At 70.2% G+C, this 17,275-nt stretch carries 18 protein-coding genes and 1 pseudogene; 9 read left to right on the forward strand and 10 right to left on the reverse strand.

What is annotated here, in order from left to right; all coding sequences use genetic code 11:
• Nucleotides 1–122 precede the first annotated feature (122 nt).
• Together EAO75_RS04980 and EAO75_RS04985 are read left to right on the forward strand one after the other, a co-directional pair.
• Nucleotides 123–497, forward strand: a complete 375-nt coding sequence (locus EAO75_RS04980) for a F0F1 ATP synthase subunit epsilon (protein WP_147993755.1) — start codon at nucleotides 123–125, stop codon at nucleotides 495–497.
• Between the two features lie 162 nt (nucleotides 498–659).
• Entirely contained in the window at nucleotides 660–1,106 is a 447-nt protein-coding gene (locus EAO75_RS04985) for a DUF2550 domain-containing protein (RefSeq protein WP_062709764.1), read from the forward strand.
• An 8-nt stretch (nucleotides 1,107–1,114) separates the two neighbouring features.
• Here the strand turns inward: EAO75_RS04985 and EAO75_RS04990 are convergent, their stop codons facing one another.
• From EAO75_RS04990 to EAO75_RS05000, 3 genes are all read right to left on the reverse strand, one after another.
• Nucleotides 1,115–2,941: a glycoside hydrolase family 18 chitinase gene (locus EAO75_RS04990; protein ID WP_147993756.1), complete on the reverse strand. Its 1,827-nt coding sequence runs from the start codon at nucleotides 2,939–2,941 to the stop codon at nucleotides 1,115–1,117.
• A gap of 147 nt (nucleotides 2,942–3,088) precedes the next feature.
• On the reverse strand, nucleotides 3,089–3,730 hold the full coding sequence (locus EAO75_RS04995; protein WP_147993757.1) for a response regulator: 642 nt from the start codon (nucleotides 3,728–3,730) through the stop codon (nucleotides 3,089–3,091).
• Nucleotides 3,727–4,914 (reverse strand): sensor histidine kinase, encoded by a 1,188-nt coding sequence (locus EAO75_RS05000; RefSeq protein ID WP_410092200.1) that lies wholly within the window; start codon nucleotides 4,912–4,914, stop codon nucleotides 3,727–3,729. Before EAO75_RS05000 ends, EAO75_RS04995 begins: the two co-directional genes overlap by 4 nt.
• 152 nt (nucleotides 4,915–5,066) lie before the next feature.
• Here EAO75_RS05000 and EAO75_RS05005 point away from each other — a divergent pair, with 152 nt between their 5' ends.
• A complete protein-coding gene (locus EAO75_RS05005) occupies nucleotides 5,067–5,651 on the forward strand; it encodes a hypothetical protein (protein ID WP_147993759.1) in 585 nt (194 codons plus the stop codon).
• A 48-nt stretch (nucleotides 5,652–5,699) separates the two neighbouring features.
• On the opposite strand, the pseudogene EAO75_RS05010 reads toward EAO75_RS05005, so the two are convergent.
• The 4 genes and pseudogenes from EAO75_RS05010 to EAO75_RS05030 form a co-directional block, all read right to left on the reverse strand.
• Nucleotides 5,700–5,765 (reverse strand): annotated as a pseudogene (locus EAO75_RS05010) (cob(I)yrinic acid a c-diamide adenosyltransferase); the annotation flags it as partial.
• 270 nt (nucleotides 5,766–6,035) lie between these two features.
• On the reverse strand, nucleotides 6,036–6,608 hold the full coding sequence (locus EAO75_RS05020) for a cob(I)yrinic acid a,c-diamide adenosyltransferase (RefSeq protein ID WP_147993760.1): 573 nt from the start codon (nucleotides 6,606–6,608) through the stop codon (nucleotides 6,036–6,038).
• A gap of 13 nt (nucleotides 6,609–6,621) precedes the next feature.
• Nucleotides 6,622–7,371 carry an ABC transporter permease gene (locus EAO75_RS05025; protein WP_147993761.1) on the reverse strand — a complete coding sequence of 250 codons (750 nt, stop codon included), beginning with the start codon at nucleotides 7,369–7,371 and terminating at the stop codon, nucleotides 6,622–6,624.
• Nucleotides 7,372–7,405: 34 nt separating this feature from the next.
• A complete protein-coding gene (locus tag EAO75_RS05030) occupies nucleotides 7,406–8,188 on the reverse strand; it encodes an ABC transporter ATP-binding protein (protein ID WP_147993762.1) in 783 nt (260 codons plus the stop codon).
• A gap of 79 nt (nucleotides 8,189–8,267) precedes the next feature.
• Here EAO75_RS05030 and EAO75_RS05035 point away from each other — a divergent pair, with 79 nt between their 5' ends.
• The 4 genes from EAO75_RS05035 (at nucleotide 8,268) to EAO75_RS05055 (ending at nucleotide 13,247) form a co-directional block, all read left to right on the forward strand.
• Nucleotides 8,268–8,909, forward strand: a complete 642-nt coding sequence (locus EAO75_RS05035) for a TetR/AcrR family transcriptional regulator (protein WP_147993763.1) — start codon at nucleotides 8,268–8,270, stop codon at nucleotides 8,907–8,909.
• A gap of 159 nt (nucleotides 8,910–9,068) precedes the next feature.
• Nucleotides 9,069–9,917, forward strand: a complete 849-nt coding sequence (locus tag EAO75_RS05040; protein WP_147993764.1) for a 3-hydroxyacyl-CoA dehydrogenase family protein — start codon at nucleotides 9,069–9,071, stop codon at nucleotides 9,915–9,917.
• A 216-nt stretch (nucleotides 9,918–10,133) separates the two neighbouring features.
• Entirely contained in the window at nucleotides 10,134–10,457 is a 324-nt protein-coding gene (locus tag EAO75_RS05045; protein WP_019760944.1) for an STAS domain-containing protein, read from the forward strand.
• 261 nt (nucleotides 10,458–10,718) lie between these two features.
• Complete coding sequence (locus tag EAO75_RS05055) at nucleotides 10,719–13,247, forward strand: ATP-binding protein (protein ID WP_147993766.1); 2,529 nt, start codon at nucleotides 10,719–10,721, stop codon at nucleotides 13,245–13,247.
• Between the two features lie 89 nt (nucleotides 13,248–13,336).
• Here the strand turns inward: EAO75_RS05055 and nucS are convergent, their stop codons facing one another.
• Entirely contained in the window at nucleotides 13,337–14,008 is a 672-nt protein-coding gene (gene nucS / locus EAO75_RS05060; RefSeq protein ID WP_187284309.1) for an endonuclease NucS, read from the reverse strand.
• 265 nt (nucleotides 14,009–14,273) lie between these two features.
• Here nucS and EAO75_RS05065 point away from each other — a divergent pair, with 265 nt between their 5' ends.
• Nucleotides 14,274–14,666 carry an SCO5389 family protein gene (locus EAO75_RS05065; RefSeq protein WP_147993767.1) on the forward strand — a complete coding sequence of 131 codons (393 nt, stop codon included), beginning with the start codon at nucleotides 14,274–14,276 and terminating at the stop codon, nucleotides 14,664–14,666.
• Between the two features lie 104 nt (nucleotides 14,667–14,770).
• On the opposite strand, the gene EAO75_RS05070 is transcribed toward EAO75_RS05065, so the two are convergent.
• Nucleotides 14,771–15,799: an LLM class flavin-dependent oxidoreductase gene (locus tag EAO75_RS05070; RefSeq protein WP_147993768.1), complete on the reverse strand. Its 1,029-nt coding sequence runs from the start codon at nucleotides 15,797–15,799 to the stop codon at nucleotides 14,771–14,773.
• 224 nt (nucleotides 15,800–16,023) lie between these two features.
• Between EAO75_RS05070 and EAO75_RS05075 the strand changes: the two genes are divergently transcribed.
• Nucleotides 16,024–16,356 (forward strand): ATP/GTP-binding protein, encoded by a 333-nt coding sequence (locus EAO75_RS05075; RefSeq protein ID WP_147993769.1) that lies wholly within the window; start codon nucleotides 16,024–16,026, stop codon nucleotides 16,354–16,356.
• A gap of 10 nt (nucleotides 16,357–16,366) precedes the next feature.
• On the opposite strand, the gene EAO75_RS05080 is transcribed toward EAO75_RS05075, so the two are convergent.
• A complete protein-coding gene (locus EAO75_RS05080; RefSeq protein WP_147993770.1) occupies nucleotides 16,367–17,239 on the reverse strand; it encodes an ABC transporter permease subunit in 873 nt (290 codons plus the stop codon).
• Nucleotides 17,240–17,275: the final 36 nt, after the last annotated feature.

A 17,275-nucleotide genomic window follows, 5' to 3' on the forward strand; every position in this document is an offset into this window, starting at 1 on the left:
GCTTGTGAGCCATTGAGCTCTTGACGAGGGGGCGGGGGTTCGTCCCGCCCCCTCTTCCACGCCTACTAGACTTGTAACCAACACCCGGCAGAACCCGCCGGGTGGTGACCCGAGGAGCCACCTTGGCTGCTGAGCTGCACGTCGCGCTGGTCGCCGCCGACCGTGAGGTCTGGTCGGGCCAGGCCACCCTGGTCGTCGCGCGCACCACGTCCGGCGACATCGGCGTCATGCCCGGTCACCAGCCGCTGCTCGGTGTGCTGGAGTCGGGCCCGGTGACCATCCGTATGAGTGATGGCGGCACCGTCATCGCCGCCGTGCACGGCGGTTTCATCTCGTTCGCGGATGACAAGCTGTCGCTGCTGGCCGAGATCGCCGAGCTGTCGGACGAGATCGATGTCCAGCGCGCGGAGCGGGCACTCGAGCGCGCGAAGGGGGCGGACGACGCCTCCGCCGAGCGCCGCGCGGAGGTCCGCCTGCGGGCGGCGACGGCGCGCTGACCCATGGGGTTACCTCCCGGGCCCTTTAGGCTCTGGGGGAGCGCACGCGATGACGTCACTCAGCCGCGGCTGGGACCGGAGCAATCCGGTGCCGGTCGCGGCTGAGGCAGATATGGAAGTTTTTTCCGTTCCGTTACCTAGGAGACGAGGAGGTCGGTGCCGATGGTCCTCGCTCTGACTGTGTGCGGAATCGTCGTCGCCCTTGTGGTGCTGGGGTTGTTCGTCTTCGGCCTGCGCCGCAGACTCATCCAGCGCTCGGGCGGCACTTTCGACTGTTCCCTGCGCTGGGACGTGCCGGAGAAACCCGACACCAGCGGCAAGGGCTGGAGCTACGGCGTCGCCCGCTACAACGGCGACCGCATCGAGTGGTACCGCGTCTTCTCCTACGCCTACCGCCCCCGCCGCATCCTGGAGCGCTCCGCGATCGAGGTGGCCGGCCGTCGCGTCCCCGACGGCGAGGAGGAGCTGGCGCTGCTCTCCGACGCGGTGATCCTTACCTGTCTGCACCGGGGCACGCGTCTCGAACTCGCCATGAGCGAAGACGCGCTGACCGGATTTCTCGCGTGGCTTGAGGCAGCCCCGCCCGGTCAGCGCGTCAATGTCGCTTAACTGGCCTGCTAGTTGAGCCCGCTGTTGATGGCGGTCACCAGCTCACCGTTGCTGGTGTCGCCGCTGAACTCCCAGAAGAACGCGCCGCCGAGGCCCTGGTTCTTGGCCCAGGACATCTTCCCGGCGATCGTCGACGGGGTGTCGTACGACCACCAGTTGTTGCCGCAGTACGCGTACGCGGTGCCGGCTATGGTGCCGTTCGCCGGGCAGGAGTTCTTCAGGACCTTGTAGTCCTCGATGCCGGCCTCGTAGGTGCCGGGAGCCGCGCCGGTCGCCGTGCCGCCGGGTGCGGCCTGGGTGACGCCGGTCCAGCCGCGGCCGTAGAAGCCGATGCCGAGGAGCAGCTTGGCGGACGGTACGCCCTTGGACTTGAGCTTGGCGATCGCGTCGGCCGAGTTGAAGCCCGCCTGCGGGATACCGGCGTACGAGGTGAGCGGCGAGTGCGGGGCGGTCGGGCCCTGCGCGTTGAAGGCGCCGAAGTAGTCGTACGTCATCACGTTGTACCAGTCGAGGTGCTGCGAGGCGCCGCCGTAGTCGGCCGCGTCGATCTTGCCGCCGGAGGAGCCGTCGGCGGTGATGGCCGCGGTGACCAGGTAGTTCGGGCCGAACTCCGTGCGCAGTGCCGACATCAGGTTCTTGAAGGCGGCGGGGCCGGAGGTGTCGCAGGTCAGGCCACAGGCGTTGGGGTACTCCCAGTCGATGTCGATGCCGTCGAAGACATCGGCCCAGCGCGGGTCCTCCACGACGGACTTGCAGGACTTGGCGAACGCGGCCGCGTTGGCCGCAGCCTGGCCGAAGCCGCCGGAGTAGGTCCAGCCGCCGAAGGAGTACAGCACCTTGATGTGCGGGTACTTGGCCTTCAGCTGGCGCAGCTGGTTGAAGTTGCCGCGCAGCGGCTGGTCCCAGGTGTCGGCGGCGCCGCTGACGGACTGGTCGGCGGTGTAGGCCTTGTCGTAGGCGGCGTAGGTGTCGTCGACGGTGCACTGACCGTTCTTGACGTTGCCGAACGCGTAGTTGATGTGGGTGATCTTCGAGGCGGAGCCCGAGGTCACCAGGTTCTTGACGTGGTAGTTGCGGCCGTAGACGCCCCACTCGGTGAAGTAGCCGAGCTTGACCTTGTCGCCGGTGGGCGGCGGGTCGGTGGTGCCGCCGGTGGTGCGCACCGCGCGGGCGCCGCTGACCGGGCCGGTCTGGTCGGCGGTGTCGCGGGCCTGGACCGTGTAGGAGTAGTCGGTGCCGGCGGTCAGGCCGGTGTCGGAGTACGACGTGGTCGTGACGGTCGCGACCTTGGCGCCGTCGCGCAGGACGTCGTAGTTCTTGATGCCCTTGTCGTCGGTGGCGGCGCTCCAGGACAGCTTCACCGAGGTGTTGGTGATGTCGGAGGCGGCGGGAGTGCCGGGGGCGCTCGGGGCGCTGTCGCCGGGTTCGGTGGTGCCGCCGTCACAACTGCCGCCGTTCAGCTTGCAGTTGGCGGGGGAGCCGGAGCCGGCGCCGTTGAAGCCGAAGGAGACGGTGGCGCCGGGGGCGAGGGTGCCGTTCCAGGACTTGTTCTTGGCGGTCCAGTGGGTGCCGGAGGAGGTGACGTCGGCGTCCCAGGCGGAGGTGACGGAGGTGCCGGAGGGGAAGTCCCACTCCACGGTCCAGGAGCTGAGGGACGTGGTGCCGGTGTTCTTCACCGTCCACTTGCCCTCGAAGCCGGAGCCCCAGTCCTGGGTCTTGGCGTAGGTGGCGGTGGCGGATGTCGCGGCTTCGGCCGGGCTCGCGAGGCCGACCAGACCGGCCAGCGGGAGCAGCAGGGTCGCGAACCCCGCCACGGCTCTGTGTCTGAAGCGCATGCTGCGCCTCCTTGTTGTGGAGTCAGGGGGCATGACTGAGCCTCACGCCCACTCATGGTGGGGTGAGAATAGAAAGGTCTGGACCACCGGTCAATAGGTCTGGACCAGTTGACCATTGAGTCCCGGACTCGGTCCGGACTCGGTCCGTCAGATCCCCAACTCCTGCGCCAGTACGGCCGCTTGGACCCGGCTGCGCAGCTCCAGCTTCCCCAGCAGGCGGCTGACATGCGTCTTCACCGTCGCCTCGGCCATCTGGAGCCGGGCCGCGATGTCGGCGTTGGACAGGCCCTCGCCCAGGCAGGACAGCACCTCGCGTTCGCGGCGGGTCAGGCTGTCCAGGACGGACGGATCGGCCGTCGGCTCCCGTACGGGCTTGGCGGCGAACTCGGAGATCAGACGCCGGGTGACGGCCGGGGCGATGAGGCCCTCGCCGCGCGCCACCGTGCGCACCGCCTCCAGCAGGTCGCGGGCGTCGGTGTTCTTCAGCAGGAACCCGGACGCGCCCGCCCGCAGCGCCCCGAACACATACTCGTCGAGGTCGAAGGTGGTCAGCACGAGCACGTCCGCGAGCCGCTGCTCGACGACCTTGCGGGTGGCCGACACCCCGTCCAGGCGCGGCATCTGAATGTCCATCAGGACCAGGTCGGGCCTGAGTTCCCGGGCCAGTTCCACCGCCTGCTCACCGTCCGCCGCCTCGCCGACCACGTCGATGTCGGGCGCGCTGCGCAGGATGAGGACCAGCCCGGCGCGGACGGCTGACTGGTCCTCGGCGACGAGCACACGGATCATGCGGGGTCTCCTTCGGTCAGCGGAAGCGTGGCGCGTACGACCCAGATCTTGCCCGCCGCGGAGTCCGGGTCGTCCACGGGTCCCGCCTCGAAGTCGCCGCCGAGCAGCGCGACGCGCTCGCGCATCCCGACCAGACCGGCGCCCGAGCCGGGTGCGCGCGGCCCGTCACGGTCACCGAACGGGCTGGTCACGGCGACGGTGAGACTGCCGCCCCGCTGGGCGAGCGCGACTGTGACGCGGCCCGGGGAGGCGTGCTTGAGGGCGTTGGTCAGCGACTCCTGGACGATGCGGTAGGCGGCCAGTTCGACGGGGGCGGGGACGGTGCCGGGGTCTGCGTCGAGGTGGACGTCGAGGCCGTTGGTGCGGGCGCCCGCGGCCAGTGCGTCGAGGCCGTCGAGCGTGGGTGCGGCGACCGGCTCCTTGTCGCCGCCGGCGTCGCGCAGGATGCCGATGAGCCGGCGCATCTCGGCGAGGCCCTCGACGCTGTTCTCGCGGATGACCGACAGCGCCTCCTGGGAGGTCTTCGGGTCGTCGAGGGAGAGCGCGGCCGTGGAGTGGATGGCGATGGCGGAGAGATGGTTGGCGACCATGTCGTGCAACTCGCGGGCCATGCGGGAGCGTTCGGCAACGACCGCCTGGGCGCGGTCCATCTCGGCGAGCAGCGCGGTCTGTTCCGCGCGCAGCCGGGCGGCCTCGGCGGCGTCACGGTGGTTGCGGACGATCCAGCCCGTGGCGGCGGGGCCGTACGCCACGACACCGACGACCACGCCGATCAGCAGCGCCTCCGGCTTGCGCCACACCGCGAACGGCACCAGCGTCGCGGACACCGTGAGCAGGCCGGTGATCCACTGGATGCGGCGGGCGGAGGCGAGCGGGCCGTACAGCACGGCCGCGTAGACGATGTCGGTGAACATCAGGACCGTGGCCAGATTGCCCTGGGTCACGACGTCCCCGCAGATCGCGACCGAGCCGGTCAGCAGGGCCGTGCGCGGGGCCGCCCGGCGCAGCAGTTCGCAGCAGGACATGACGCCGAGCGGCACCAGGATCGGCCAGGGGCCGTCGAAGAGCGTGATCGGGTCGTCGCGGGTCCGGCTGCCCAGGCCGATGCCCACCAGGAGCAGGCCGCCGAGCAGCCCGCCCACGGCGATGAACACGTCGAAGCGGCGCGGGCGGGGGAGGACCATGGCTCCATCCAACACGGTGGGCGCGGTCCGCGCCTGATTCCGGGGAAGGGTCCTGGACTGCATCTTTCGATGTACCGCGAGTTCGTCAGTGCCGACGACGAAAGCGGCCCGTCCCGACGGGAGCCTGGAAAGGTGACCGAAGGGAGCATGTTGTGATCGTCGCCCTCATCATCGCCTGCGAGGTCGGCTTCTGGGTGCTGCTGGCACTGGGCCTGGCCGTCCGCTACCTGCTGAAGTGGCGCCGTACGAGCGTGGTTCTGCTGTTGTGCGAGCCGGTGCTGGAGCTGGTCCTGTTCATCGTGACGGCGATCGACCTGAAGAACGGCGCCGAGCCGGGCTGGGAGCACGGCCTGGCCGCGCTGTACATCGGCTTCACCGTGGCGTACGGCCACTACACGATCCGCTGGCTGGACGGCCACGCCGCCCACCGCCTGGGCGGTGCCCCGCGCCCGCCCAAGCCTCCGCAGTACGGCATGGCACGGGCCCGGCACGAGGGACGCCTGTGGCTTCGTACACTGCTCGCGGCGGCCGTGGCCTGTGCACTTCTCCAGGGCGCGGTCTGGTACGTCGGGGACGGCGACACCTCGTCCCTGCGGACCTTCCAGTGGGCTGCACTGCGGACCGCCGGTATCCACGGCCTGGTCGCCCTGGCCTACCTGATCTGGCCGAAGCAGCCCAAGGGCGAGCCCGCGTCCACCGACCACTTCGCCACGTCGAAGGAACAGGCCCGCAGATAACCGCCTAGCGCTCGCCGCCGGGCACGTGTCGGCAGGGAATCGGCTTCGTCAGCGCTCGCCGCCCGGCACCCAGAGCACGTCCCCGACTTCCTTGTTCGCAGTCCTCGCGAGGATGCTGCATTTTCCGGGGGACAACCCCCGGGCCCCCGGCCGGAGGTCGGGTTCGGCGAGGCTCGCTGCTTGGGCGCAGGGCGTGCCGGCGGGGAATCGGCTTGGTCAGCGCTCGCCGCCCGGCACCCAGAGCACGTCCCCGACCTCCTTGTTCGCCGTCCTGGCGAGGATGCTGCATTTTCCGGGGGACAACCCCCGGGCCCCCGGCCGGAGGTCGGGTTCGGCGAGGCTCGCTGCTTGGGCGCAGGGCGTGCCGGCGGGGAATCGGCTTGGTCAGCGCTCGCCGCCCGGCACCCACAGCACGTCCCCGACCTCCTTGTTCGCCGTCCTCGCCAGGATGAACAGGAGGTCGGACAGGCGGTTCAGGTAGGTCGCCGTCAGGGGGTTCATCGTCTCGCCGTGGACCTCCAGTGCGGCCCAGGTCGAGCGCTCGGCCCGGCGTACGACCGTGCAGGAGTGGTGGAGGAGGGCCGCGCCCGGGGTGCCGCCGGGGAGGATGAAGGAGCGGAGCTTTTCCAGCTGCTCGTTGAAGTGGTCGCAGTCCGCCTCCAGCTTGTCGACGTAGAACTGCTCGACCCGCAGGGGCGGGAACTCCGGGTTCTCGACCACCGGCGTCGACAGGTCCGCACCCACGTCGAACAGGTCGTTCTGGACGCGGGTGAGGACCTTGACGACCTCCTCCTCCAGCCCGCCCAGTGCGATCGCCGTGCCGATCACCGCGTTCGCCTCGTTGGCGTCGGCGTACGCCGAGATCCGCAGGTCGGTCTTGGCGACCCGGCTCATGTCGCCGAGGGCGGTGGTGCCCTGGTCGCCGGTCCTGGTGTAGATGCGCGTCAGATTGACCATGAGGTCAGCCTAGTTACGCCCCGGCCGTTCGGAACACGCGTGTGCCGACCGTCACGGCCAGCGCGGCGAAGGCCACGGCGACCAGGACGCCGTAGAACATGTGCGCCGTGGCGTACGAGCCGACATAGGCGTCCCGGACCGCGTCCACCAGATAGCGGAACGGGATGAAGTGGGACAGCACGTCCAGCCAGGCGGGTCCCATTGTGATCGGCAGCATCAGACCGGACAGCAGCATCATCGGCATCGTCATCGCGTTGATCGCCGGGCCGAACTCCTGCGGCGTGCTGACCTTCATGGCCAGCGCGTACGACAGCGAGGCCAGCGACAGCGTCAGCAGCGCGACGAACGCGAAACCGATCAGCACTCCGGCCAGGGGAGCCCTGAGCCCCATCGCCAGCGCGGCCAGCACCAGCAGCACCGCCTGGAAGACGAACACGGTGGCGTCCCGCAGGACCCGGCCCAGCAGCAGGGCGAGCCGGCTGACGGGCGTCACCCGCATCCGCTCCACCACGCCCTGGCCCTTCTCGATGATGATCGAGAAGCCCGCGAACGACGCCCCGAACAGGCCGAGTTGAAGCAGCAGCCCGGGGACCAGCACCTGCCAGGAACTGCCCTGCCCACCCAGCGGCAGATCCGTCAGCAGCGGACCGAAGAACAGCAGATACAGCAGCGGCATCAGCACGCCGAAGAGCAGGGCGAAGCGCGAGCGCAGGGACTGGCGGAGGTAGCGGCCGTAGATGAGGGCCGTGTCATGCAGCAGCATCTTCGTGGGATTCCTAAGCGGCTTCGTGGGTTTCCTATACGGCGACGGGGGCGGCGTCCGCCGCGGTGGGGCTGCGGCCGGTGATGGCGAGGAACGTGTCCTGGAGGGTCGCGTCGATCGAGCCGCCGTACTCCAGCTTCAGCGCGCTCGGCGTGCCCTCCGCGACGACCACGCCCTGGTCGACGACCACCAGACGGTCGGAGAGGGCGTCCGCCTCGTCGAGGTAGTGGGTGGTCAGGAACACCGTGGTGCCGTGCTCGTCGCGCAGGCGCCGGATCAGGTCCCACAGGTCGGCCCGGCTGCCGGGGTCCAGTCCCGTCGTCGGCTCGTCCAGGAACAGCACCTTCGGGCGGTGCGTGAGCGCCATCGCGATGTCGAGGCGGCGCCGCTGACCGCCGGATAGCGCGCCCGCCTTGCGGTCGAGGAGGTCGGTCAGGCCCAGGTCGCGGGCCAACTCCCCGGCGCGCTCGGCGGCCTGCGCCTTGGTCAGGCGGTACAGACGGCCCTGGGTGAGCAGCTCCTCCCGCACGGTGATCTGCGGGTCCACCCCGCCCGACTGCGCCACGTACCCACACACCCGGCGCACCCCGGCGGGGTCGGTCGCGAGGTCGTGACCGGCGACGGTGGCCGCGCCGCCGGTGGGCGCCAGCAGGGTCGTGAGCATCCGCAGGGTCGTCGTCTTGCCCGCCCCGTTGGGGCCCAGGAAGCCGAGGATCTCGCCCTCGCGCACGGCCAGGTCGATGCCGCGCACGGCCTGAACCGGGCCGAGCTTGGTCTGGAAGGTACGGGCCAGTCCGGCCGTACTGATGATTGGCATGGCCCCAGAAAAACAGAGTCCCTTAAATTTTGCAATGACCCCAAACTTTAAGAGTGCCCACTGAAGTTAGGATGGGGCCATGGCGGAAGGGCTCAGGGAGCGGAAGAAGCGCGAGACGAGACAGCGGATCTCGGACATCGCCACCGGGCTGTTCCTGGAGCACGGGTTCGTGACCGTGACGATCGCGGAGGTGGCGGAGGCCGCCGACGTCTCCGTGAACACCGTCTACAACTACTTCCCGGCGAAGGAGGACCTCTTCTTCGACCGCTCCGCCGGCGTCGTCGAGCAGCTGTCCCGCTGGGTGCGCGGCCGGGAGAAGGGTGAGTCGGCCGCTCGTGCCGTGCTGCGCGAGCTGCGCGCCGAGGTCGAGGCGGTCTCGCCCCGGGTCGGCCTCATGGAGGGCTACGACCGTTTCATGCGCTGCATCCACGAGGCGCCGCCTTTGCGCTCCGCGCTGTGGAGCCTGCAGCAGGAGATCCACGACCACCTGGAGACGACCCTGCGCGAGGAGGCCGGCGCGGACGACTCCGACCCGCTGCCGGGGCTGATCGCCGGTCAGATCGCCTGGATCCACCAGACGGTGTTCGTCCGCATCGGACGGGAGATGGTCGCCGGGCGCAAACCGGGCAAAGTGTCACGGGAGGTACTCGTGCTTCTCGACGACATCGAGGAGCTGTTGAGCGAGAAGGTGCTCAACTACGCCGTCCGAGGCCTTCAATGACCCGTGCCGGTGTGATGTCCGTCAGTTGAGACGTGACTCGCGTTACTAACCGGTCACACAGTGCCTCATGCCCGCTAAGGTCCGCCGCAGAGGCAATCGTAAGCAGCGTGTAAGCGCATATCCGCAGTAATGCTGCCGTGATTCAAAGGGGAGTCGTCAGTGGCACGGAAGCTCGCCGTCATCGGGGCCGGACTCATGGGATCCGGTATCGCCCAGGTCTCAGCGCAGGCGGGTTGGGACGTGGTCCTGCGTGACGTCACCGACGAGGCGCTCAGGCGTGGCACCGACGGCATCAAGGCGTCGTACGACAAGTTCGTCAGCAAGGGCAAGCTGGAGGCGCACGACGCCGACGCGGCCCTCGCCCGCATCACCGCCACCACCGACCTGGACGCGGCCGCCGACGCGGACGTCGTCGTCGAGGCCGTCTTCGAGAAGCTGGAGGTCAAGCACGAGATCTTCCGCGCGCTCGACAAGATCGTGCGCGAGGACGCCGTGCTGGCCTCCAACACCTCCGCCATCCCGATCACCAAGATCGCGGCGGCCACCGACCACCCGGAGCGGGTCGTCGGGGTGCACTTCTTCTCGCCGGTGCCGATGATGCAGCTCGTCGAGCTCGTCCGCGGCTACAAGACGAGCGACGAAACCCTCGCCACCGCGCGCGAGTTCGCCGAGTCCGTCGGCAAGACCTGCATCGTGGTCAACCGGGACGTCGCCGGCTTCGTCACCACCCGGCTGATCTCGGCCCTCGTCGTCGAGGCCACCAAGCTCTACGAGTCGGGCGTCGCCACCGCCGAGGACATCGACCTCGCCTGCAAGCTGGGCTTCGGTCACGCCATGGGCCCGCTCGCCACGGCCGACCTCACCGGCGTCGACATCCTGCTGCACGCCACCAGCAACATCTACACCGAGTCCCAGGACGAGAAGTTCGCCCCGCCGGAGCTGATGCGCCGGATGGTGGACGCGGGTGACATCGGCCGCAAGAGCGGGCAAGGCTTTTACAGCTACTGAGGTTTCGTAGACCACCGCACAGCCCTTGGACGTGTCACGCGATGGGGTGAATTCGGTATCGGTTCGCTTACAGACGGCAACCTCTGACCGCTCAACGCAGTCAGAGGTTGCATCACCGGCCACAGCGAAGACTCGTAGCAAACACAGGCACGGCAAGCACAGACACCGGCACAGACAACACATCGCGGAGCACGAACGCACGCTTAGGGGAGCGATATGCACATCAGGGGCGACCACGCCGAGCTGGTCGTCGGGGGCCGCCTCGACGTCCGCAGCGCGGCGGACGCCCGTACGGTCCTGCACTCGGCCGTCGACGACGGAGTCGGCGATCTGGTGCTCGACCTGTCCGAGCTGGAGTTCTGGGACGCCACCGGACTCGGGGTGATCATGGGGGCTCACCGGCGGGCCGGCCGCTGCGGCCGGCGCCTGGTGCTGCGCGGCGTGCCGCCGCAGATGCAGCGCCTGCTGGTGGCCACCCGACTGCACCGGATCCTGGCGATCGAAGGCGGCATCGGGGTGGAGTCCCTGCCCCGGGTGTGACACCCGGCACGGGTGGGGCGGGACAGTCGGGCGTTCCGGTTGCGAAGCGCACGACGCGCACAATTCTCACGAGACTGTGATGTCTCGGACGGCGCGGTACCCCGGCCTGTCGTAGATACTGTGCAAAGGTTTAGGGTTCGGCTGCCCGCCGCCTAGACAAACCCCTTCGAGCGGGCCCGGACCAGAAGCGACAGCGCGGTGTGCAGCAAGGCCGGGAGGGGCTTGGCTTTCGCACACGACGCTTTTGGGGGGCTTGAACCTATGGACCCGAACAACCGGGGACCCGAGGAGTACGGCCATGACGGCGACGGCCAGTCGTCCCGCCAGCGCCCGCCCAGGGATCCCCTCACACCCGACTTCGGACAGCACACGCCCGCACTCGCCCGCACGGTGCAACTGGTCTCGGGCGACTACCTGCTCACCGTCAACCCCGTCGACGGCAGCGAGATCGAGGTCTGCCCGCCCGCGGAGCGTCCCGGGCGGCCCGAGAAGCTGACCCCGGCCGAACGCGCCGAGGTCGACCGCGCCGCAAGGCCGCCCGTCCCGCCCGGGCCGACCCGTCCCGCGCAGCCGCTCCTGGCCCGCCAGGACGAGCGCGAACAGCTGGTGCGGATGCTCGCCCGCGGCCGCTCCGTACGTCTGGTCGGCGCCCGTGGCGCGGGCCGCACGAGCCTGCTCGACCTCGTCGCCGAGGACTGCGTGGACCTCGCCCCCGACGGCGTGGTCCGCCTCACCGGCTTCCGTCGCACGCCCGCCGATCTGCTGTACGACCTCTTCTACTCCGTCTACAGCGCGCCCCTGTACCGCCCGGAACGCGACGAACTGCTCTCCTGTGTCCGTGAGATCGGCGCGGTCGTCGTCCTGGACGACGTCGAGTTCGGCGGCGCCGCGCTCGACGAGCTGCTCGACGCGACCCCCGAGTGCGCCTTCCTGTTCGGCGCCACACCCGACGCGCCCGCGCCGTCCGCCGAATCCGGCATCGAGGAGGTCGTCCTCGGCGGGCTCGACCGCGCCGCCGGTGTGGAGATCCTGGAGCACGGGATCGGCCGGGTCCTCACCGAGGACGAGGCGAACTGGGCCGGCGACCTGTGGTTCGAGTCGGAGGGCCTGCCGCTCAGGTTCGTCCAGGCCGGGGCGCTGCTGCGTCAGCGAGACCGGCTGCGGGCAGGCGCGGACGCCGTCGACGAGTACGGCGTCTTCGAGGACGTCCCTCCCGCCGACGCGCCCTTCGAGGCGCCGGTGGCCACCGAGGGCGGCGGCGAGGACACGCCCCTGCCCTCGCTCGGCGAGGCGGCGGGACCGGCGCGGCTGCTCGCCTCCCGGCTCAGCGCCTCCGCCCGCACCACCCTGAGATTCGCCGTCGCGCTCGGCGGCGAGGTGCCGCACCAGGCGCACCTGCCCGCGCTGGTCGGTGACACCCACGCGGACGCCGCGCTGGGCGAGCTGGCCGACTGCGGGCTGGTCTCGCCGGTCGGCTCCCGCTACCGGCTGTCCGCCGGCGTACAGGCCCAGCTGGAGGCCGCCGGATACGCCGAGGACGCCCAGGACAACGCCCGCACCGCCGTGCAGCACTACGCCTGGTGGGCCGGACACCCCTCGGTCACGCCGGAGCGGGTCTGCGCCGAGGCCGACGCCGTGCTCGCCGCGCTGGGCGTGCTGGTGCCGGCGACGACACCGCCCGCCGAGGGCGAGGAGAGCCCCACCGTGGAGCTGGCCCGCACGGCGGCGCCCGCGTTCGCGGCAGGGCTGCACTGGAGCGCCTGGGAGCGTGCGCTGCGCGCCGGTGCCGAGGCCGCCCGCCTGGCCGGTGACGTATCCGAACAGGCCTATTTTCACCACGAGTTGGGCATCCTCGCGCTCTGCGGCGGCCAGCTGGACCGGGCCCGTACCGAGCTGGAGACCTCCATCGGTCTGCGCGGTGCCCTCGCCGACAAGCGCGGCACCGTCTCCGGGCGCCGCGCGCTCGCGCTGGTCTCGGACCGCTCCGGTACGACGCCCGGGGTGGCCGCGTTCGCCGCGACCGCGGGGGAGGAGGTGCCGGACGCGCGCTACGAGGAGTCGCAGTCGCCGCCCGGCGGAGTACCGGCCGCGTTCCCGCCCGCCGGTGACGCCACGACGCTGGTCACCCACCAGGCCTCGGCGTCGTCCTCCGCCACCTCGCACAAGGGCCGCGGCGGCATCCGTAGCTTCGCGCGGCGCAACCTCGTCGCGGCCGGCTCGGGCGCGCTGCTCGTGGCCGTGCTCGGCACGGTGGTGACGCTCGGCGCCACGTCCGACAACGACCCGAACACCCCGTCCAACCAGGTCGGCGTCAACCCGTCGGCCAGCCAGGGCCCCGGTGACGACAGCCTGGGCGCGGACAAGGTGGAGAGCAACGACGACAAGGGCTCCGGCGACACCGGCACGGCCACCAGCCGGCCGACGGATCCGGGCACTGACGGCACGCTCGGCACCTCGGACGACCCGACGGACCCGTCGGACGAGCCGAGCGGGACGCAGGGTTCGAGCGGCGGTTCCACGAACTCGCCGACGAAGCCGCCGACGTCGACGAAGCCGCCGACTTCGAAGCCCCCGACGTCGAGGCCGCCGACGTCCGAGCCCCCGACCTCCGAACCGCCGACGAGTGAACCTCCGACGTCGGAGCCGCCCACCAGCGAACCGCCTCCCACGTCGCCGTCCTCCTCCGACTCAGCCAGCGGGCCCGCCTCCAGCGCTCCTGCGAGCACCTCGGCAAGCGCGCCGGAGACGACCGAGGCAGGCTCACCGAGCAGCTCGGACGCCGTCATCTGACGCACTGATCAAGACAAGAGGGCCGGGTCCGTCCAGCGGACCCGGCCCTCACCGTCGTAGAACTGTCAAGAAAGAACAGGAACCGTCGCTCAGAACAACCGCAGCTTGTCGTCCTCGATGCCCCGCATCGCGTCGTAGTCCAGGACCTGGCAGCCGATGCCGCGGTCCGTCGCGAGGACCCGGGCCTGGGGCTTGATCTCCTGGGCCGCGAAGATGCCGCGTACCGGGGCGAGATGGGGGTCGCGGTTCAGCAGTTCCAGGTAGCGCGTGAGCTGTTCCACACCGTCGATCTCGCCACGCCGCTTGATCTCGACCGCGACCGTCCGGCCTTCCGCGTCCCGGCACAGGATGTCGACCGGACCGATCGCCGTCATGTACTCGCGGCGGATGAGCGTGTAGCCCTCGCCCAGCGTCTCGATGCGGTCGGCGAGGAGTTCCTGGAGGTGCGCTTCCACGCCGTCCTTGATCAGGCCSGGGTCCACGCCCAGTTCGTGCGAGGAGTCGTGGAGGATCTCCTCCATCGTGATGATCAGCTTCTCGCCCCCTTTGTTGGTGACCGTCCAGACGTCCTGCTGCTCGCCGTCCCCCTCCTTCAGAGTGCAGGGCGGCGACATCCAGTTGAGGGGCTTGTAGGCCCGGTCGTCCGCGTGGATCGAGACGCTGCCGTCCGCCTTGACCAGGATCAGACGGGGCGCCGAGGGCAGATGGGCGGTGAGCCGGCCCGCGTAGTCGACGGAGCATCGGGCAATGACGAGACGCATGGTCGGCAACGCTACTCGACGGGCTGGTGTCGACGCGATTCGCCCTGGGGGAGTCCGTAAGACCCCGGACTGCCCCTGTTCATTTCTGGCCGATTGTGCTCCTAACGAGCCCCGCCCATGTACGCATTCTCCTGGTGCCGTCACCGTCTGTTGCCTACCGTATTAAACGGGAGGTCGCGAGGCGTGTACACAGAGTGTCCGGTATCGCGAACTCCCTTATCTGTCCGGCAACCCCTGCTGCTGCGGGGGTGCGAGAGGAGAACCCATGTCGCTCGACGTCTCACCGGCCCTACTCGAACAGGCCGAGCGAGGCGAGGTCGACGAAGCCGCCTTCGTCGACTGCGTCCGGACCTCCCTGCCCTATGCATGGGAGATGATCAGCTCCCTGGTGGCCCAGCTGAAGGTCGACGGCGGTTCGTTCGCCGACAACCAGACGCCCCCGCCGGACGAGCAGGCACGTGGCCAGCTGCTGCGTGCGCTTGCGAGTGACGCGATACGCGGCGCGCTACAGCGGCACTTCGGGGTGCGACTGGCCTTCCAGAACTGCCACCGGGTGGCGGTGTTCCCGCTTGACTCCTCGGTCGACGAGACGCTGTCCCGCTTCACCTCGGTGCGCAGTCAGGTGATGAACCAGTCCCCGGAGTTCAGGGACTGCTGACGCACTGAGTCGCTTGCTTGCCGCTCCGTACGCGGGAGGTGCAATCAGTACCGGGGCGGCAAGCCCCCTGGCGGACCGGGCCCGTTCCGTGGGCACGGGGCGTTTCAGCCGAGGTGCGGCAGGACTTCGGCACCCAGCCGTCGTACGTTCTCCTCGGTCGCCGCCAGGTCGCCCGAGCCCTCGACGAGCAGCGCGAAGCGGGAGATGCCGGTCCGTTCGCTGGTCGCCGCGAGGCGGTCGGCGGCCAGGCGCGGGGTGCCCACCGGGTGCAGCCCGCAGAGCAGTTCGGTGTACGCCAGCGGGTCGCGCATCGCGCGATGGCGGCCGTCGACGGTCACATGGGCGTCCAGGCCCTGCCGCAGCCAGCCCGGCATCGCCTTCGTCAGGGTCTCCACCGCGTCCGTGCGCCGGTCCGCGATCTGGCAGATGCCGGCCGACACATGGGCCGCGCCACGGATCTCGTCCGCCGGCCGCCCGGCCGCGCGCGCGTGCTCCCGCCACAGGGCGACCATCTCGGCCTTCTCCTCGTCGCCCACATGCATCCCGAGCAGCATCGGCAGCCCGCGCTCGGCGGCGAGGCGCACACTGCGGGGCGAGGTGCAGGCGACGACGACCTCGGGCCCCTCGGCGTCCGTCAGGCAGTCCGACGGCCTCGGTACGACGGCGACCTCGCGGAAGCCGAACCGCTCGCCGGCGGCCGCGACCGAGGGCTCGCGCAGCCAGCGCACCAGCAGATCGAGTGATTCCGGGAACCCCTCCTCGTACGCCTTGAGGCCCGAGCCGAACACCTCCAGGTCGACCCAGGGCCCACCGCGCCCCACACCCAGCGAGAACCGCCCGCCGGACGTGATGTGCAGCAGCGCCGCCTGCTCGCCGAGGGCCACGGGGTGGGCGGTGGGCAGTACGCTGACCGCCGTGCCGACCCGCAGCCGACTGGTGCGGCCGAGCAGTAACGCGGCCAGGGTGATCGCCGACGGACAGGTGCCGTACGGCACGAAGTGGTGCTCGGCCAGCCAGACCGCGTCGAGCCCCGCCTCTTCGGCGACCTCGGCGGAGCGGACCGCCCGGTGCAGCGCCTCCCCATCGCCTTGACCCGGGAACCGGGCCGCCAGCACGAAACTTCCTACACGCATTGCTTTTTCCTGCTTCCTTGGCTCCGACGCGGAGCTCCCCCACCGGGCATAACCGTCTGACACGTGACGAGGACACGGCTTGGCGAAGGGATTTGCGGATTGTCTGCAGAATCGACAGCCGCTGTGAGGGACTTGTGGGGGTTGGTGCCGTACGGCTACCCCTGTTCGCGCCGCGTAGGCTGGAACATGACCCGTGCATCCTGTATAGCCCCGTGAGGTGTTCCGTGTCCCCGCGTCGCAACCGACCCAAGGACTCAGGCTCGGCCGGACAAAGCGCCGAGGACGACCGTCCCGGCCGGTACGGCGGCTGGCAGTCCACCCAGAACTGGGACGGCGAGGAGTGGAACGTACGGCATGTGGCGGGCTCCAGCGCCCAGGGCAAGGCGTACCGCTGCCCGGGCTGCGACCAGATGATCCCGGACGGCGTCCCGCACGTCGTCGCCTGGCCGGAGCACGCGGGCGTGGACGACCGCCGCCACTGGCACAAGGCGTGCTGGAACGCGAAGGACCGCCGCACCACGAGGGTGCAGCGGTCCCGGAACGCGCCGAAGTTCTAGCCGGTCGGGCTCACACGTCGCGCTTCTCCAGCAGGGCGAAGGCGCCGGCGAACGCGACCGCCGTGATGCCGAGCATGATCCACAGCGGGTCCCAGCCGGACGGGCCGGACTCGGACAGGGACTGGGCGTAGAAGACGCTGAGCTGGTTCGGGATGGAGTACTCGAACAGGGCCTGCTGGAGGTCCTGGAGCGACTCCGAGAACATGAACAGCGCGATGACCAGCGGGGCCAGCAGGACGCCGATCATGATCGTGATCGCGCCCGCCGAGTGCCGGATGATCGAGCCCACGACCAGCGAGAGCAGGCCGAGCAGCGCGATGTAGAACGAGATGCCGACCGTGCCCTTCAGCCACTCCTGACCGGTCGGCTCGCGCGAGCCCTCCAGCAGGGCCACGTCGGCGAGGGCGACCAAGAGGGCCGAGGCCAGCGTCACGACGAACGCGACGACGAAGAACACGATCGACTTGGCCGCCAGTACCCGCCCACGGCTCGGGCACGCCGTCATCGTGGTGCGGATCATGCCCGTGCCGTACTCCGAGGCCGTGGTCAGCACGCCGAGCGTGATGATGCACATGGTGCCGAGCAGCAGCCCGAAGAAGCCGAACGACAGCGGGCTCTCGCCGGCCAGGCTCTCGTCCGACGAGTTGGCGGAGACCAGCGCGGCGGCGGCCAGGCCGATGCCGACGACGAGCAGCACGAACACGCCCAGCGTCCACATCGTGGAGCGCACCGAGCGGATCTTCGTCCACTCCGAGGCGAGCGCGTGCCCGAGGTGCGTGCGCGTCACGGGGATCGGCGAGGTGTAGGTGGGGTACGGAGTGCCGGGCGCCGCCTGCCAGTTCGGTGCGGCGGTCTGCGGCATCGGGGGCTGGGGCGTGCTCATCGGGCGTCCTTGGGCTCGGTCGGGGCGGCGGTGGCG

Source organism: Streptomyces sp. UW30 (assembly GCF_008042075.1).
Taxonomy (GTDB): domain Bacteria; phylum Actinomycetota; class Actinomycetes; order Streptomycetales; family Streptomycetaceae; genus Streptomyces.

What these genes read in the sequence shown, in the direction of transcription:
- EAO75_RS05070 (WP_147993768.1), bottom strand. Translation starts at nt 15,799, where the DNA reads ATGCGTGTAGGAAGTTTCGTGCTGGCGGCCCGGTTCCCGGGTCAAGGC.
- EAO75_RS04990 (WP_147993756.1), bottom strand. Translation starts at nt 2,941, where the DNA reads ATGCGCTTCAGACACAGAGCCGTGGCGGGGTTCGCGACCCTGCTGCTC.
- EAO75_RS05035 (WP_147993763.1), top strand. Translation starts at nt 8,268, where the DNA reads ATGGCGGAAGGGCTCAGGGAGCGGAAGAAGCGCGAGACGAGACAGCGG.
- EAO75_RS04995 (WP_147993757.1), bottom strand. Translation starts at nt 3,730, where the DNA reads ATGATCCGTGTGCTCGTCGCCGAGGACCAGTCAGCCGTCCGCGCCGGG.
- EAO75_RS05065 (WP_147993767.1), top strand. Translation starts at nt 14,274, where the DNA reads ATGTCGCTCGACGTCTCACCGGCCCTACTCGAACAGGCCGAGCGAGGC.
- EAO75_RS05030 (WP_147993762.1), bottom strand. Translation starts at nt 8,188, where the DNA reads ATGCCAATCATCAGTACGGCCGGACTGGCCCGTACCTTCCAGACCAAG.
- EAO75_RS05025 (WP_147993761.1), bottom strand. Translation starts at nt 7,371, where the DNA reads ATGCTGCTGCATGACACGGCCCTCATCTACGGCCGCTACCTCCGCCAG.
- EAO75_RS05045 (WP_019760944.1), top strand. Translation starts at nt 10,134, where the DNA reads ATGCACATCAGGGGCGACCACGCCGAGCTGGTCGTCGGGGGCCGCCTC.
- EAO75_RS05000 (WP_410092200.1), bottom strand. Translation starts at nt 4,914, where the DNA reads ATGGTCCTCCCCCGCCCGCGCCGCTTCGACGTGTTCATCGCCGTGGGC.
- EAO75_RS05080 (WP_147993770.1), bottom strand. Translation starts at nt 17,239, where the DNA reads ATGAGCACGCCCCAGCCCCCGATGCCGCAGACCGCCGCACCGAACTGG.
- EAO75_RS05055 (WP_147993766.1), top strand. Translation starts at nt 10,719, where the DNA reads ATGGACCCGAACAACCGGGGACCCGAGGAGTACGGCCATGACGGCGAC.
- EAO75_RS04985 (WP_062709764.1), top strand. Translation starts at nt 660, where the DNA reads ATGGTCCTCGCTCTGACTGTGTGCGGAATCGTCGTCGCCCTTGTGGTG.
- EAO75_RS05020 (WP_147993760.1), bottom strand. Translation starts at nt 6,608, where the DNA reads ATGGTCAATCTGACGCGCATCTACACCAGGACCGGCGACCAGGGCACC.